We start from the raw sequence: 15,173 nt of genomic DNA, 5'->3' as shown, positions 1-15,173 counted from the left end.
TTACAATTGTTAATGATCGGCCATGCATGAAAAAGCCCGGCCAATGGCGCGGGCTTTGTTTGATGCCGCAGTCGCGCGGAAAAATTTATTGCTTGAATACGAGGATTTCACCCTTGCCGTCGTTGGCGATGTCGCCGGCATAGCGCTGCACGCGGTTCTGGCTGATCGCGGCGAACTTGCTCGGCAGGTTGCGGAACGACTTGAACATCAGGCTGAGGAAGGGCAGGGTGTGGGTGCCGCAGTCCTGCAGGGTAGCGTGCAGCTTGGGCTCCTGCTTCAGCAGCAGTGTGCCGCGGCGCATGCCATAGCCCACGTATTCGCCGACGCTGCCCAGCACGCCGATGGTGCCTGCCAGCATGCGCGAGGCGAGGTATGATCCGGCGTTGCCCTCGATGAGGATGATGCCGCGGCGCATCTGGTCGCCTGCGCGCTCGCCGACGTTGCCGCTGATGAGGACGATGCCGCCTTTCATGCCCTTGCGGTCGCCGGGCAGCGCTGCGGCGAGGAAGTCGCCTACATTGCCCTTGACCTCGATCAGGCCGCCCGCCAGTCCGCTGGCAAGGAAGGCGTCGGCATCGCCGTTGAGCACGATGTGGCCGTTGCGCATCTGCAGGCCGAGATAGGAGCCTGCTCCGCCGTTGACGGTGATGCGGCCAGACTTCATCTGACTGCCGATGAAGTCCAGCTTGCCGTTGGCGTTGTTGAAGACGATGTCTGCGGTATCGTCGCCTGAAATGTCGAACAGGCTGTCCGCGCGCAGTTTCTCGCGGCCGCTATCAAGCAGGATGGCGCCGATGTCCGCCAGGCTCTTGCCTGCCAGGTTGTCGGGGGTGAGCGGGGACAGGTCGACCCGTTGCTGCAATGTTGTCTTGAGAGTGAAGGTCAAAGCGCTCATGCCATGATCTCCCTTAGTTTGAAGTGGTAGGGTCCGAGTTTGCCGCCGTAGTTGCCGGCGGAGATGCGCTTGATGCCGTTCTTGGCGCCGAGTGCGCATGCGGCGGCGATGCCTGCGCGCATGGCGACGCGGATGTCGGGGTCGGTGAGGCCGTCGATCACGATTTCCATCACTGATTCGATCTCGGGCGAAAGCTCGGTCTTGGTGATGCCCTTGAGCGTGGGGCAGAACGCATCGTTGGTCGATGCGATCAATGCCTTGTACTTGGAGCCGACCTTGGACCCGGAGCGTACCACGCCGCCGGGGAACGGCATGATGACGTTGGGCACCTTGCTCATGGCGTCGATCGCGGCTTCGCATGCGGCGAGCGCTTGCGGCTGGGATTCCGCCAGGATCAGGAAGTTGCCGCCGCCGACGGAGCGGATCATGCCGGTGCTTTCCTCGGTGAGGAATTCGCCGTCCATCACTGGTACGCGCCAGTAGCGCTTGCCGTTGAACACCTTGGAGATCTGGAAGCCGTCGCCGAAGAAGCGCAGGTTCTTGCCGAGATTGATCTTGGTAATTTCAGGATAGCCGTCGTCTATGCCCGAGAATGCCGCCGCGGTAGGGCAGGTCAGCACGCATTGGCCCATGCGGGTTTCGAGTTGCTTGATCAATACCGCGCTACTCATCGCGAACATGAGGATGGAGACGCCGGGGCGGCCGTCCGGGGTTTCTTCCGGGGTGAGCTCGCGCTCGATGCCTGCTTCCACGCCGCAGGCGATCACCGAGGTGGCGAAGCCGGTCATGGCGCGCGCTGCGTTGTAGGCCCAGCGCAGGTTCTGCGCGGTGATGATGACACGGGTGCCGCGCATGCCGAAGGCTTCGGCAAAAGTGTCGTCTATGGTTACGCCGTTGATAATCATTATGCTGTCTTCTCCCTGCGACCCTTGGCTTCCTGAACAATCACCTTGCCGCGGCCGCCGTCTTCAAGCTCGGCGGCGTTGACCTTGTAGTTTTCCATGTTCATGGTGTGATAGCGGTCGAAATATTGCTTGAGATCCTTTTCAATGCTGCGGTCGAAGTCCGGCTTGACCGTATGCGTGCTGCCCCAGGTGACTTTGACCACCTGGCCGTCCCTGACCACCAGTTCGCCGTCCTTGAACACATAGTCGGGTTTGGAGAACATGGCTTCGCGGTCCGGGTTGTCGGTGTAGACCGTGATGTCGGCGGCACCGCCGACGCCGAGATGGCCGCGGTCGTGCAGGCCGACCAGCTTGGCTGCCCCAGCACGCGTCATGACGGCGATTTCGTAGAGGCTGTATTCGCGGTCGATCGATGTCAGCGTGCTCATGGCCTGGGCATCCAGGTTGAGCTTGGTGAACATATCGTTGCGGAAGCTCTTGTCCATCAGCAGGCGGATCAGGTGCGGGTAGCTGGTGAAAGGCGCGCCGTTCGGGTGGTCGGTGGTAAGGAAGATGCGCCATGGGTCTTCCGTCAGCAGGAAGATTTCCAGGCCGATCGCCCATTGCAAGGCGTTGACGAAGTTTTGGTCCTTGTACTTGAACGGCACTACGCCGCAGCCGGAATCGCACTCGATATCCATGAGCACGGCTTTGTTCGGGTGCGCATGGCCGGAGTTGGCATACTGGCGCATGGTGTCGCCGGAGGCTGTGACGGTCTGGCCGAACAGGATCTGGCCGACGTCTGCGGAGACGTTCTTGTGCTTGTTCAATGCTTCGGCAACGGCGGCAGCGCCAGACGAGAACTTGCGGTCGCCCTCGGTGCCGTAGCTGTGGAACTGGATATGGGTGAGGTGGACCGGGTAGCCTTCCACCGCACCCATGGTCTTGAGCGTGGTTTCCATGTTGCCGGGTACGCCGAGGTTGTTGCCGTGCACGTGCAGCGGGTGGGCAATGCCCAGTTCGTAGACGGCGCGCGTCAGCGCTTGCAGCACTTCGCGCGGCGTCACCTGGTAATACACGTTCTCCTCGTCCAGGTTCAGTGCGCGCTGGTTGAACTTGAAGGCGTTGATGCCGCCCGGGTTCACCACCTTGATGCCGATGGCCTGCGTCGCGTGCAGTATCCACGCGACGTAGTCATTGATCGCGTTCTGGTCCTTCTTGGCGGCGAGCATGCGCAGGAAGTAGTCGTCGCTGCCGAGCATGGCGTAGCCGCCCTTGTCCAGGATGGGGATGTCGCACATTTCCAGGTGCGACTGGCGCGCATTGACCGGGGAGAGCGCCGGCTCGAAGCCTGCGGTGTAGCCCATTTCCGCGTAGCGGTAGCCGGTGTTCAATGTCGAGGGGGCCGCATGGCCGCAACCGGCGCGGCAGGCGGCCGTATGCGTGGTGGCGGAGCTGCGGTGGTCCTCGGGCAGCATCAGGCGGGCGATATTGACCTTGCCGCCGCCGATGTGGGTATGCATGTCGATCGCGCCCGCCATGACCACCTTGCCGCGCAGGTCGTATTCCTGGTCTATGGTGTCGTTGTCGCCGGGACGGTCGATGATGCGGCCGTCGCGGACGTAGATGTCCATGACCTTGCCGTCGATCTGGTGCGCAGGGTCGTAGACCCGGCCACCTGTCAGTTTAATCAGCATGTTTCTGGTTCCTTGACTTGCTTAAGCGGCCTTGAGTGCGAACTCTATGGCAGAGAGCACGTCGGCGAGTGTGGGCAGGCTGGTGTCGCGCAGTTTGCGCAATGGCAACGTTACCGAGCTGTCGCTGCGGAATTGTGCGCCGTTGGCTTCCAGGCCGGGAATCGCGATCGGGATGAACACCTCAGGCGCTTGCTCGAACTGCATGGCGGAATGGCCGATGACTATAGTGGGCGCCTTGCTCTTGGGCGGTACGCGCTCCGGCTTGAAGCTGTTGATCCAGACCAGTACGTCGGCTTCGCCCTCAGCCAGCAAGCGCGCGGTGTCGTAGTGGTAGGGGTCGTAGTCTGGGTAGCCGCGGCGGTAGGAGTTGCGGAACGGATAGCCGCTGATCCAGGTGCTGACGTTGTAGGCCGTCACGTCGCCGTCGTTGCCGCTCAGTGGCAAGCCGGCGCTGCGCGTGGTCTTGTTCAGCTCCTGCACCACGCCGACGATGTTCTGGATGGAAAGCTCGGCATGCGGGAAATCCAGTGCGCTGCCGGTCCAGGCGAGCACGCTGTACTTGGCTGCCTTGAGGCGATCTGCGAGTTTTTCCAGCGACTCGCGGGCGATGCCGGCGACATTGTCCGCTTTGAGCGGCTTGCCGGCGACGATCGCGCGCAATGCGGCCAACACCTCAGGCACGCGGTCAAGGTCGCAAGGCAGCACGTCGGGTTGCTTGCCGTTCGGCGAAACGCCCGGCGCGGTATTGAGGTCGCGGCCGCCCAGATAGACGATTTCGCGGTCGGCGGTGTTCTCGGTGAACATCGCCTCCTTGTTCCAGATCACGCGCTCGAAAAAACGCGGGAAATAGCTGACGATATCGGTGCCGATCACGACCAGCAGGTCCACGCGGTTCTTCACTTCGCTCAGTGTGGTGACGAACCAGCCGGAATTCTGCATGACCAGGATGTTCTTCATCGAGCTCTTGGAATTCATGTGGTCGATGGTGGCGCCGGAGGTTTCGGCGAGGTTCATGACTGCACGCATGCCGTAGACGTCTGTCGCCAGGCCGGACAGCAAAGGGTGCTTCGCGCCGCGCAACAGGCCGCTTGCCTTCTCGATGGCGGCTTCCAGCGTGGCTGCCTGACCATTGATGGCGGGAGTGGCGTTGCTGGAAGGTTGTTCGAAGAAGGCTTTGCTTTGGGGACAGTGCGGAGACTGCAGTGATAAGTTGCCGTTGGCATCCCGCGAGAGCGTGAGATCGTCGCTCAATAGCCCGTCGGCAGGATAGGGCACAGCTTCCAGCGATGCCGCCGGAAATTGGGTTGATTGCGTCATGTTCTCCATCCGAAAACTGGTTAGTTTTTCAAGGTTCGTGCCTCGGTCAGGCACGCTGCAAGATTATACCCCTTGATCTTGCCCGAAAACAGCTTCAAGCGCGACCATGCCGTTTTGTGCCAACAAACTTTATCTTGAGGGAGGAGAATAAAAATCTTACTCGAACTTTTTAAACTGTATAAGGCTGGGCTACAATAACGGATTATTGGCATCACAAGTGCCGGTTTCTCGCAAGCTGAAGGAATTCATCATCAATAAGCAGGGCGTCAGTGTTGTTACCACGGCACGATTGCACATGGGGTTTTTTGATCTCAACGGTAATTTGGGTCGCAAGTTCGGAAGTATCGGCGTATCGTTGGATCAACCGGCGACCTCCCTGCGCGCTTTTCCCGCACATGATATTAAGGTGGAGGGCCCCGGCGCCAAGCGCGGGCTGAAAATCGCCACTTCCATTGCCGACGCGCTGCAGTTGTCCCAGGGTGTGCATATCCAGATCGAGAGCGCAATTCCGCAACATGCCGGGCTGGGCTCCGGAACTCAGATGTCGCTCGCCATCGGCAGCGCAATCAACCAATTATTCAATCTTGGCCTGAACCTGCGTGATATTGCAGTGCTCACCTCGCGCGGCGCGCGCTCAGGTATCGGGCTGGGTACGTTTGCCCAAGGCGGCGTGATCGTCGATGGCGGCCGCGGCGAGGGCACGGATGTGCCACCCATCATCGCCCGCGCCGAATTTCCTGAGCACTGGCGCATCATCCTCATGTTCGACCGCAGCCATACTGGAGTGCATGGCGCGGAGGAGCGTGAAGCGTTCCGCCGTTTGCCGGAGTTTCCCGCCGATAGCGCGGCGGCGTTGTGCCGGCACCTGCTGATGCAGGCTTTGCCCGCACTGGCCGAACAGGATCTGCCCGCTTTCGGGCAGGCGATACGCGAGCTGCAATGGCGCACCGGCGACCATTTTGCCCCGGCCCAGGGCGGGCGATATGCCAGCCCCGTGATTTCAAGGATATTGACGCAATTGGAAACCGACGGCATCGATTGCGTCGGCCAAAGCTCATGGGGGCCTACAGGTTTCGCCGTCTGTGCCGATGAAACAGATGCACGAGTGCTGTTGGAAGCGCTAGAATCCCGATATTCCCATATTTCTGAAGTGGAATTTTTGTTGTGCAGAGGGATCAATTCTGGCGCGCAGATCAGTTCATGCTCGATAGAATAGTGTCTTGAAGATTTTTGGAACCATCAGGTTTTTGAAACAATGGCAACAGCCATTATTTACTTAACGTAAAGTACCGCATTAATGAGGGCAAGCGAAATGGAAGGGATCAAATTGGAAAAGCCTTATGTACTACACTTTATTACGCCATCGAAGAATGCCAGTCCGTTCGACGTGAACATGGCGTACGATGCGGGCTACGATGCAATTGCGCAATACACCAACGTGCAGCTGGATGAAGTGACCGGCCTTGTGCAGGATGCCATTTTCTCGCGCGGTCCTCGCGGCGTATGGCGTACCGGCATGCTGATCGGCGGCCGCGATGTGGATCTGGCAATGGATATGCTGGAAACCGCCAAGAAATCCATGGTGCCGCCTTTTGAAATCTCCGTGTTTGCCGACCCGTCCGGCGCATTCACTACGTCTGCCGCAATGATGGCGCGTGTAGAGCAGTTGCTGATCAAGAATTTCGGCGGCACTCTCGAAGGCCGCAAGGTGAGCGTATTCGGCGCGACCGGCCCGGTGGGCGGCTGCACTGCCGTGATCGCCTCCAAGTATGGCGCAACCGTGCAGATGGTGGCACACAAGACCATGGCGGATGTCGAAGAGAAGGCTGCCGCCTACAACAAGCGTTACGGCACCAGCATTGTCTGTGTCGACGGCAGCAACGACGAATTGAAGACGCAGATTCTGGCGAGTACCGACATTGCGCTTTGCTGCGCGGCGGCAGGCGTGCGCGTGCTGACCATCGAGCAGATGAAGAAGTCCAAGACCCTGAAGGTGGTGGCCGATGTGAATGCCGTGCCGCCGACCGGCGCGGAAGGCGTAGGCGTGATGGCCGATGGCGTGCTGATCGAAGGCACGGAAATCTACGGCGTGGGCGCCTTGGCGATCGGCAATATCAAGTACCAGACGCAGCAGCGCCTGTTCAAGCGCATGCTGGAAGGTCAAAGCCATGTCTACATCGACTTCATGACCGCGTTTGAACTTGCACGCAAAGACCTCGTGTAATCACGCTGAATAACAAGATCGCGATCGTGGCGGCAAATGTCCGCCCTTATGTCGTTGCAGCCTCGGCAGCAGGATTCCAAGTCCTGGCTGCCGATGTTTTTGGTGACGAGGATACCTTGCTTGCCTGCGACCGGCATTTGCTGCTGGACTATGACAGCCGAGGATTCTCTGCCGACGCCGTGAGGGATTGCCTCCTGCCCGCGATTGAGGAGTTCGGCGCCAGCCGCTTGCTGTACGGCAGCGGTTTTGAAGCCCAGCCAGCCTTGATTGCCGAGCTTGCTTCGCAGGTAGACTTGGTTGGCAACTCTGCGGAAACCGTGGCCGCCTGCAAGGATGCACGCCGTTTTTTCCAGGCATGCGTCCAGCACCGCATCCCGGTGCCGGAAACTTGTTTTGATCAGCCACCGGCTCAATTCCTGTCAGGTGCTGAGGTGTCACAATGGTTGAGCAAGAGGCATGGCGGTTGCGGCGGCATGCATATTGTCCCGGCTGGATTGTCGACGGTGGGAGATGAAAACTATTTTCAGCGCAAGGTCGATGGACAGCCGTTTTCCTTGCTGTTTCTTGCGCATGGGGGCAGTATTCAACCGCTGGGTTTCCAGCGGCAGTTATTGTCTCCTCTGGATTCCCTGCCATACCGTTATGGCGGCCTCGCCGGTCCCGTAGTACTGGCTGAGGCTGTTGCAAAGGAACTGATACGCGCTGCCGGGCGCCTTGCCGAAGCATTCGGTTTGCGCGGCTTGAACAGCCTGGATGTGGTCGTGGACGGCGAGCAGTTCTGGGTGCTGGAAGTCAACCCGAGGTTGAGTTCTAGCCTGGGGCTGTACCCAATCGAAATGCAGGCCGAGTGGCTGGTTTGCCATATATCGGGACAGCCTGCCAGTTTCACGTCATCTGAGCGAATCCAAGCAACGGCGAATCTGGTATTCTACGCTCCTTTCGATATCCGCATTCCGGGCGGCTTCTCATGGCCGGAATGGACGATGGACAAGCCTTTGGCCGGCAGCACCATTGCGCGGAACATGCCCTTGTGCAGCATTGAAGCCGAGGCCGACAATGCGCAGGATGCCGAAGCGCTGGCAAGAACACGAATGACATTATTGAGCGCTATGCTCCAACCATATTTCAACCCTTGATAGATAAATTAGGAGAACTCCATGTCCGAGGCTGTGATCGATACCAGTTATTGGCCAAGCGTTAATCAACTCACCAATCCGTTGGTCAAGCACTTGGTGGATAATGCCAAGACCTTGCGCCTGCTGGTGGAAAAGCTGCCCAGCGGAGTTACCGTCATCGATGCGGGCATCAAGGCCGAGGGCGGCCTGGAAGCCGGGCGCCTGATTGCTGAAATCTGCATGGGCGGCCTCGGGCATGTCAACCTGCATTCTTCCAGCACTTTCCCGCACTGGCCCTGGACGCTGTCCGTGCATTCCAACAATCCCGTGCTTTCTTGCCTGGGCAGCCAGTATGCCGGCTGGAGCCTTTCCCATGAAAAGTTCTTCTCTCTCGGTTCCGGCCCGGGCCGTGCGCTGGCTGGCCGTGAAGAGCTTTATAAGGAGCTGGGCTACAAGGACAGCGCCGATGCCGCAGTGCTGGTGCTCGAAAGCGACAAGGTGCCGCCGCAGGAGGTGGTCGAGAAGGTTGCGCGCGATACCGGCGTCAAGGCGGAGAACCTGACCTTCATCCTGACCCCGACCCGCAGCCTGGCCGGCACCGTGCAGATCGTGGCGCGCGTGCTGGAAGTGGCCTTGCACAAGATCCATACCTTGCACTTCCCGCTGGAGCACGTGGTCGATGGCGCGGCGAGCGCGCCGTTGCCGCCGCCGGCACCTGATTTCCTCATCGGCATGGGCCGTACCAACGATGCCATCCTGTTCGGCGGGCATGCGCATATCTTCGTCAAGGGCAGCGACGAGGCGGCAGCGAAGCTGGCTAAGGAATTGCCAAGCAGCGCCTCCCGCGACTACGGCCGTCCGTTCGCCGAGGTGTTCAAGGCGGTCAACATGGATTTCTACAAGATCGACCCCTTGTTGTTCAGTCCGGCCGCAGTGACGGTGACAGCCATCGAATCGGGCAAGAGCTTCATCGGCGGCAAGCTGGATGCGGCCCTGTTGGATCAGTCGTTCGGCTATAGCGCATAGTGGATCACCGTATTCCGGTTTTCACCGATGATCCCGGCTGGCATGGCAAGCGCCTCAAGGAGGCGTTTGCCGCGCGTGGATACGAGGCGGTATTCGTCTCCCTCAAGGACTGTGCGCTCAATCTTGGCCTTGGTGCCAACCAGCCGGCAGTCCTGATCCCGGGGTTTGAGGACGCCCTGCCAAAGGGAGTGTTCGTGCGCGGCGTGCCGGGCGGAACATTGCAGCGCGTGATTGCACGGCTCGATATCCTGCATGCGCTCAAGCTGCTGGGCGTGGTGGTCTATAACGACGGCCATGCGGTGGAGCGCACCGTCGACAAGGCCATGACCAGCTTCCTGCTGCACCTGAACCAGGTGCCGACGCCGCAAACCTGGGTTTGCGAGTCGCGCTACCAGGCGCAGGAAATCTACCTCAGGGAAACAATGGCCGGCCGGCAATTGGTGCTCAAGCCGTTGTTTGGCTCGCAAGGGCAGGGCATACGCAAGCTCACGCATGAAACCGCCTTCCCCATCCCCATGGAGCAATATGTGGACGGCCTGTACTACCTGCAGGCCTATGTGGACAGCGGCGAGGGCGCCTGGCATGACCACCGGGTGTTCGTTATCAAGGGCAAGGCGGTTGCCGCCATGATCCGTCATGGCAGCCACTGGGTGAATAACGTGGCCCAGGGCGGCCGTTGCGAGGCGGTTGCGGCCGAGGGCGAGCTGGTCCAGCTGGCGGAGGCCGCTGCCAGGGCGGTCGATGTGGACTATTGCGGCGTGGATATCATCCGGGACGGTGCCGGCAAGCTTTACGTGCTGGAAGTCAACAGCATCCCGGCATGGAAGGGCCTGCAAGGGGCAACCGGCCTGAATATCGGGCAGCTCCTGGTCGACGATTTCCTCTCCCGCATCCATACGCAACCTGCCTTGACGGCCGTCTCATGAACGGTTCCCAGCTTGCCGAAGCCTTCCGTGCGGCATGCATGGCGGAGCTGACCAGCCTCAAGCCGGGCAATGTACATATCTTTGCCGACGGACACGGCATGGTGGTGCAGGAGTTCATTCGCAGCGCCGATGCCGTAGCCGGCGTGATTGCACAGCCAGGGCTTTCGGTGGGGCAGCGCATCCTGGCTTCGGTGGAAGCAACCTGGAACGTCGTGGATTGCAATACCAACCTTGGCATCGTGTTGTTGTCCGCGCCCTTGATCCATGCCGCCTTGTCTGATGCGAAAGGTTCGCTGCGCCAGCGGTTGCTGCAGGTACTGGCGCAATTGGATGTCTGTGATGCCGAGCTTGCGTTCAAGGCCATCGTCCGCGCTTCCCCAGGAGGCTTGGGCGAGGCTGGCGAGCATGACGTGCGCGAAGCGCCGAGCATTACCTTGCTTGAGGCAATGCAGGCTTCTGCCGGGCGGGATCGTATCGCCTGGCAGTATGCGCACGGATTCGAAGATGTGTTTGGCGTCGGCCTGGATGCGTATACGCAGGCGATGGGGAGATGGCAGAACGCTGCCTGGGCGACAACGGCGCTTTATTTGACGCTGTTAAGCCGCTTTCCTGATAGCCACATCCAGCGCAAGTACGGCCGGTTGCAGGCGGAAGACGTCAGCCGCCAGGCAGGCGTGCACCTGAATGCGTTGCTGTCGCACGAAAATCCCAAGCTTTACCAGCGGGCGTTGCTCCGGTTCGATGCCGAACTGAAGGAGCGGGAGCTGAATCCAGGAACCAGCGCAGACCTGACTGTCGCGACCTTGCTGGCGTATGCGCTGTCGAGACGCGACGCTCTATAGTTATGAATAAAATTCAGTTATACTAGCCCGATTCCTTTGGCGGGGTCTGGGCCTATTCCTGGCTGAACAGCCTCCCAGTCGGGCAAGCAAGTTTTCAAGCGTAATATTTCTGTATTTTCTCAAGGAGGAGCAATATGGCTAATTTATTCGATCAACTTAAGGAATTCACGACGATTGTAGCGGATACCGGCGATGTGGAAGCGATCAAGAGCGTTAAGCCTTACGATGCAACCACCAACCCATCCCTGCTGCTGAAGGCAAGTACCATTCCTCAATATGCTCCACTGATCGATGAAGCAATCGCCTACGCCAAGTCCCAGAGCAGCGACAAGGCACAACAAATCGAAGACGCTGCCGACAAGCTGGCCGTATTGATCGGTCAAGAAATTCTCAAGCATATCCCTGGCAAGATCTCCACCGAAGTGGACGCACGCCTGTCCTTCGACACCGATGCGATGGTGCAAAAGGGCCGCAAGCTGATCAAGCTGTACGCTGATGCCGGCATTTCCAAGGATCGCGTACTGATCAAGCTGGCTTCCACCTGGGAAGGCATCAAGGCTGGTGAAATCCTCGAGAAGGAAGGCATCAACTGCAACCTGACACTGTTGTTCAGCTTTGCCCAGGCGCGTGCCTGTGCTGAAGCTGGCGTGTTCCTGATTTCCCCGTTCGTTGGCCGTATCCTCGACTGGTACAAGGCCAAGACCGGTGAAACCTACACTGCTGAAACCGATCCAGGCGTTTTGTCCGTACGCCGCATTTATGCTTACTACAAGGAGCATGGCTACAAGACCGTGGTGATGGGCGCTTCCTTCCGCAATACCGGTGAAATCATTGCGCTGGCTGGTTGCGACCGCCTGACTGTTTCTCCCAACCTGTTGGAAGAGCTGAAGGCGACAGAAGGCAACCTGCCACGCGTGCTGGTGGATAACGGCGCTACCAAGCAGCGTCCTGCCTTGTTGACAGAAAAAGAGTTCCGCTTCGAGCAGAACGAAGATGCCATGGCGACAGAAAAGCTGGCTGAAGGCATCCGCGGTTTCGTGGTTGACCAAAACAAGCTGGAAAAGGCATTGGCCGAAAAGCTGTAATGACTTCAATCGCCTGCGTGTCAATGCCTCATTAACGTTGACACGCGGCGCTCTTGGCGATTACCATTGCCGTTCCGCTTTTGTATAAAAAGTAGTTTTTATTTTCAGTAGTACTCAATTTGTAACCCTTTTGGAGGAAGTATCGTGGCATTGACACAAATGGCATTAGATTCACTGGATTTCGACGCAACCGTTGCGCTGGCTGAAAAGGTAGCTCCACACGTTGACATTCTCGAAATCGGTACACCATGTATCAAGCACAACGGTATCAAGTTGCTGGAAACTCTGCGCGCAAAGTTCCCTAACAACAAGATCCTGGTTGACCTGAAGACCATGGATGCTGGTTTCTACGAAGCTGAGCCTTTCTACAAGGCTGGTGCTGACATCGCTACTGTTCTGGGTGTAGCTGATCTGGGTACTATCAAGGGTGTGATTGACGCTGCTAACAAGTACGGCAAGAAGGCTCAAGTCGACCTGATCAACGTAGCTGACAAGGCTGCTCGTACTAAGGAAGTTGCTAAGCTGGGCGCGCACATCATCGGCGTTCACACTGGCCTGGACCAACAAGCTGCCGGTCAAACTCCATTCGCTGACCTGTCGACTGTTACCGGTCTGAACCTGGGTCTGGAAGTTTCCGTTGCTGGTGGTGTTAAGCCAGCTACCGTTAAGCAAGTTAAGGACGCTGGTGCTACCATCATCGTTGCTGGCGCTGCTATCTACGGTGCTGCTGATCCAGCTGCTGCTGCTGCTGAAATCACTGGTCTGGCTAAGTAATCTTTCGCTTAAGCCAAGCTAAAAAAAATCCACCATACATAGCTCTTCCGAGCTAAGTTGGTGGATTTTTTATTATGGCCTTTTAGAGTTTCATCATCGTTTAATTAAGGTGAATGCTATGAATAAATATCAAGAGCTCGTGGTCAGCAAACTGACCAATGTAATCAACAATACAGCAGAAGGCTATGATGACAAGATTCTGAGCCTGGTTGATGCTGCCGGCCGTACTTTTATCGGCGGCGCTGGCCGTTCCCTGCTGGTTTCCCGTTTCTTCGCCATGCGCCTGGTGCATGCCGGTTATCAAGTGAGCATGGTGGGCGAGGTTGTCACGCCAAGCATCCAGGCTGGCGATCTCTTCATCGTGATCTCCGGTTCCGGCAGCACGGAAACCTTGATGCCTCTGGTCAAGAAGGCCAAGAGCCAAGGCGCCAAGATCATCGTGATCTCCATGAAGGCCCAGTCTCCGATGGCGGAGCTGGCTGACCTGGTGGTGCCGGTCGGCGGCAACGATGCACATGCATTCGATAAGACGCACGGCCTGCCTATGGGCACCATTTTCGAGCTGTCCACGCTTTGGTTCCTGGAAGCCACAATTGCCAAGCTGGTAGACCAAAAGGGCCTGACAGAAGAGGGCATGCGCGCGATCCACGCCAACCTCGAATAAGCCCTCGGTTTTAATAACCAAGGTGAGACCCGGACGCCCCACAAGGCCTCCGGGTTTTTTATTGCTTAATTTTCAATCTTGTGTGAACTTCTATTTAAAGTATCACACTAACTCGCCGTTACCATGCATATGCTCATGCTCATCATGGTGAGTAGACCGGGGACAAGCCCGATGTTAATTTTGTATGGAAGCAAATTATTTATGTGGCAATTCACATAGTTTTCATAAACTATGTATAATATTTGCAAATTTTCAAGCTTGACGTTAAACAGACGTAAGGCAGTTAGATGGCATAGCTAACCCGGCAATGTCGACGTGTTTCTACGGAAACTTTATATTGGAGAATGAAATGGCAGTTATTGATCGCGTTTTAGTAGGTGAAGCTCTTGTTATTGACAATCGTCCTGACGGCAGCGGCCTGGACCTGCTGAACGTAGCTCACATCGATCTGATTATTGGGCCTCGCGGTAGCGCTGCAGAAGACGCTTTCTGCCGCACTTTGACCGACCAGAAGGAAGGCGTAAACGGCCTGTTGGCTATCGTGGCTCCTAACCTGATGGTGAAGCCTGCTACCGTGATGTTCAACAAGGTCACCATCAAGAACGGCAAGCAAGCTGTTCAGATGTTCGGCCCTGCACAACGCGGTATCGCGATGGCTGTGATGGATTGTGTTGCCGACGGCACCATTCCAGAAGAAGAAGCTGATGACGTATTCATCTCCGTAGGCGTATTCATCGACAGCCGTGCTGATATCGATGAGCGTATCCAAGAGTGGAACTACCAAGCTACCAAGCAAGCGATCAAGAACGCTGTTGCGCGTGAGCCTAAGGTAGCTGACGTACTGAAGAGCTACAAGGAATCTGCTCACCCATTCCAAGCTAAGTAATCCTCTAGCGTGGAAGATCCGATATCGCCATCATGATATCGGAACACAGAACGAACGCCCTGATATTCCGGTATCAGGGCGTTTTGCTTTATGAAGCGAGCAAGGTGCGCAATGCGCTTTTATCCAGGCTACCGTTGTGCAACGCGCTGGCGATCAGTGCGCCCTTGATGCCTTTTCCACCCAGTAATTGCAAATCGCCCAAGTGGCGAATGCCGCCGGCAGCATAGATGCAGTGCCCGGGATACCGGGAGTGGAAGCGAGTCAGTTTGTCCATGTCAGGGCCATTGTGGCTGCCGACGTGCGGCAGGCTCATGACGATCACGTCCTGGGGCCATGATGTACTGTTGTGCAATAGCTCGGGAGGCCCTTGATACCCGGCCGCGGTGAAGTCCAGCGACAGGATATGCCGGCTCGCACATGCCTGGGCAAGCTGGTGCCAAGTGGCTAGGTCAGGAATGCTTTCAGTGCCAAGCACCGGACGCAGGCGGGCATGCTTCCAATGCTGGATATCCGCGACGGAGCTGATGCCTGCATCAATCCAGATTTCTAGGTCGGGATGTTGGGAAAGCAATGTGTCGATTAGGTTGCGATGGTGGCCGCGGCCTTGTATCGCGTCCAAATCGGCAATGTAGAGGATAGGGAATGGGTATAATCCCAGCAATGCTTGAACAATCTCCGAAGCTTCGCTGCCGTGGCAAAGATTGGAAACAATCGGCTGGTAATGCGCGCGGTCGCCCTTGCGTGCATGGACCACGGCGCCATTCATCAGATCAATCACGGGTATGACTTGCACAAGCGCTCCTTTTTCTTTGTCCCAGTCACCGGCTGCAATGCGTAT

15 protein-coding genes are annotated in these 15,173 nt (G+C 57.8%); 10 read left to right on the top strand and 5 right to left on the bottom strand.

Annotation, left to right across the window (positions count from 1 at the left end; all coding sequences use genetic code 11):
- Nucleotides 1-85 precede the first annotated feature (85 nt).
- The 4 genes from ACJSDX_RS03990 to ACJSDX_RS03975 are packed head-to-tail and all read right to left on the bottom strand — an operon-like array spanning nt 86 to nt 4,793.
- Nucleotides 86-895: a formylmethanofuran dehydrogenase subunit C gene (locus tag ACJSDX_RS03990; protein WP_407993598.1), complete on the bottom strand. Its 810-nt coding sequence runs from the start codon at nt 893-895 to the stop codon at nt 86-88.
- On the bottom strand, nt 892-1,800 hold the full coding sequence (gene fhcD, locus ACJSDX_RS03985; RefSeq protein ID WP_309565484.1) for a formylmethanofuran--tetrahydromethanopterin N-formyltransferase: 909 nt from the start codon (nt 1,798-1,800) through the stop codon (nt 892-894). Before fhcD ends, ACJSDX_RS03990 begins: the two co-directional genes overlap by 4 nt.
- The gene (locus tag ACJSDX_RS03980; RefSeq protein ID WP_407993597.1) at nt 1,800-3,476 is read right to left on the bottom strand and encodes a formylmethanofuran dehydrogenase subunit A; all 1,677 of its coding nucleotides are present in this window, start codon (nt 3,474-3,476) and stop codon (nt 1,800-1,802) included. Before ACJSDX_RS03980 ends, fhcD begins: the two co-directional genes overlap by 1 nt.
- A 21-nt stretch (nt 3,477-3,497) precedes the next feature.
- Nucleotides 3,498-4,793 carry a formylmethanofuran dehydrogenase subunit B gene (locus tag ACJSDX_RS03975; protein WP_407993596.1) on the bottom strand — a complete coding sequence of 432 codons (1,296 nt, stop codon included), beginning with the start codon at nt 4,791-4,793 and terminating at the stop codon, nt 3,498-3,500.
- 217 nt (nt 4,794-5,010) lie between these two features.
- Here ACJSDX_RS03975 and ACJSDX_RS03970 point away from each other — a divergent pair, with 217 nt between their 5' ends.
- The 10 genes from ACJSDX_RS03970 (at nt 5,011) to fae (ending at nt 14,335) form a co-directional block, all read left to right on the top strand.
- Nucleotides 5,011-6,009, top strand: coding sequence for a beta-ribofuranosylaminobenzene 5'-phosphate synthase family protein (locus tag ACJSDX_RS03970; protein WP_407993595.1), 999 nt, complete (start codon nt 5,011-5,013; stop codon nt 6,007-6,009).
- Between the two features lie 96 nt (nt 6,010-6,105).
- The gene (locus tag ACJSDX_RS03965; RefSeq protein ID WP_407993594.1) at nt 6,106-7,017 is read left to right on the top strand and encodes an NAD(P)-dependent methylenetetrahydromethanopterin dehydrogenase; all 912 of its coding nucleotides are present in this window, start codon (nt 6,106-6,108) and stop codon (nt 7,015-7,017) included.
- 26 nt (nt 7,018-7,043) lie between these two features.
- A complete protein-coding gene (locus ACJSDX_RS03960; protein WP_407993593.1) occupies nt 7,044-8,153 on the top strand; it encodes an ATP-grasp domain-containing protein in 1,110 nt (369 codons plus the stop codon).
- Between the two features lie 21 nt (nt 8,154-8,174).
- Nucleotides 8,175-9,158 (top strand): methenyltetrahydromethanopterin cyclohydrolase, encoded by a 984-nt coding sequence (mch, locus tag ACJSDX_RS03955; protein WP_407993592.1) that lies wholly within the window; start codon nt 8,175-8,177, stop codon nt 9,156-9,158.
- On the top strand, nt 9,158-10,084 hold the full coding sequence (locus tag ACJSDX_RS03950) for an ATP-grasp domain-containing protein (RefSeq protein WP_407993591.1): 927 nt from the start codon (nt 9,158-9,160) through the stop codon (nt 10,082-10,084). The genes mch and ACJSDX_RS03950 overlap by 1 nt, the downstream gene beginning before the upstream one ends.
- Nucleotides 10,081-10,926, top strand: coding sequence for a triphosphoribosyl-dephospho-CoA synthase (locus ACJSDX_RS03945; protein ID WP_407993590.1), 846 nt, complete (start codon nt 10,081-10,083; stop codon nt 10,924-10,926). The genes ACJSDX_RS03950 and ACJSDX_RS03945 overlap by 4 nt, the downstream gene beginning before the upstream one ends.
- Before the next feature lie 134 nt (nt 10,927-11,060).
- Entirely contained in the window at nt 11,061-12,011 is a 951-nt protein-coding gene (gene tal, locus ACJSDX_RS03940) for a transaldolase (RefSeq protein ID WP_309565475.1), read from the top strand.
- Nucleotides 12,012-12,155: 144 nt separating this feature from the next.
- A complete protein-coding gene (gene hxlA / locus ACJSDX_RS03935) occupies nt 12,156-12,785 on the top strand; it encodes a 3-hexulose-6-phosphate synthase (RefSeq protein WP_309565474.1) in 630 nt (209 codons plus the stop codon).
- A 118-nt stretch (nt 12,786-12,903) separates the two neighbouring features.
- On the top strand, nt 12,904-13,449 hold the full coding sequence (hxlB, locus tag ACJSDX_RS03930; RefSeq protein ID WP_309565473.1) for a 6-phospho-3-hexuloisomerase: 546 nt from the start codon (nt 12,904-12,906) through the stop codon (nt 13,447-13,449).
- 349 nt (nt 13,450-13,798) lie between these two features.
- Entirely contained in the window at nt 13,799-14,335 is a 537-nt protein-coding gene (gene fae / locus ACJSDX_RS03925; protein WP_407993589.1) for a formaldehyde-activating enzyme, read from the top strand.
- A gap of 88 nt (nt 14,336-14,423) precedes the next feature.
- Here the strand turns inward: fae and ACJSDX_RS03920 are convergent, their stop codons facing one another.
- The gene (locus tag ACJSDX_RS03920; protein WP_407993588.1) at nt 14,424-15,128 is read right to left on the bottom strand and encodes a HisA/HisF-related TIM barrel protein; all 705 of its coding nucleotides are present in this window, start codon (nt 15,126-15,128) and stop codon (nt 14,424-14,426) included.
- Nucleotides 15,129-15,173 lie beyond the last annotated feature (45 nt).

This window comes from Methylobacillus draconifructus, from assembly GCF_045984355.1.
Classification (GTDB): domain Bacteria; phylum Pseudomonadota; class Gammaproteobacteria; order Burkholderiales; family Methylophilaceae; genus Methylobacillus; species Methylobacillus flagellatus_A.
Note: the sequence above shows the minus strand (reverse complement) of the source record. Positions and strands in the feature narration are given on the sequence as shown.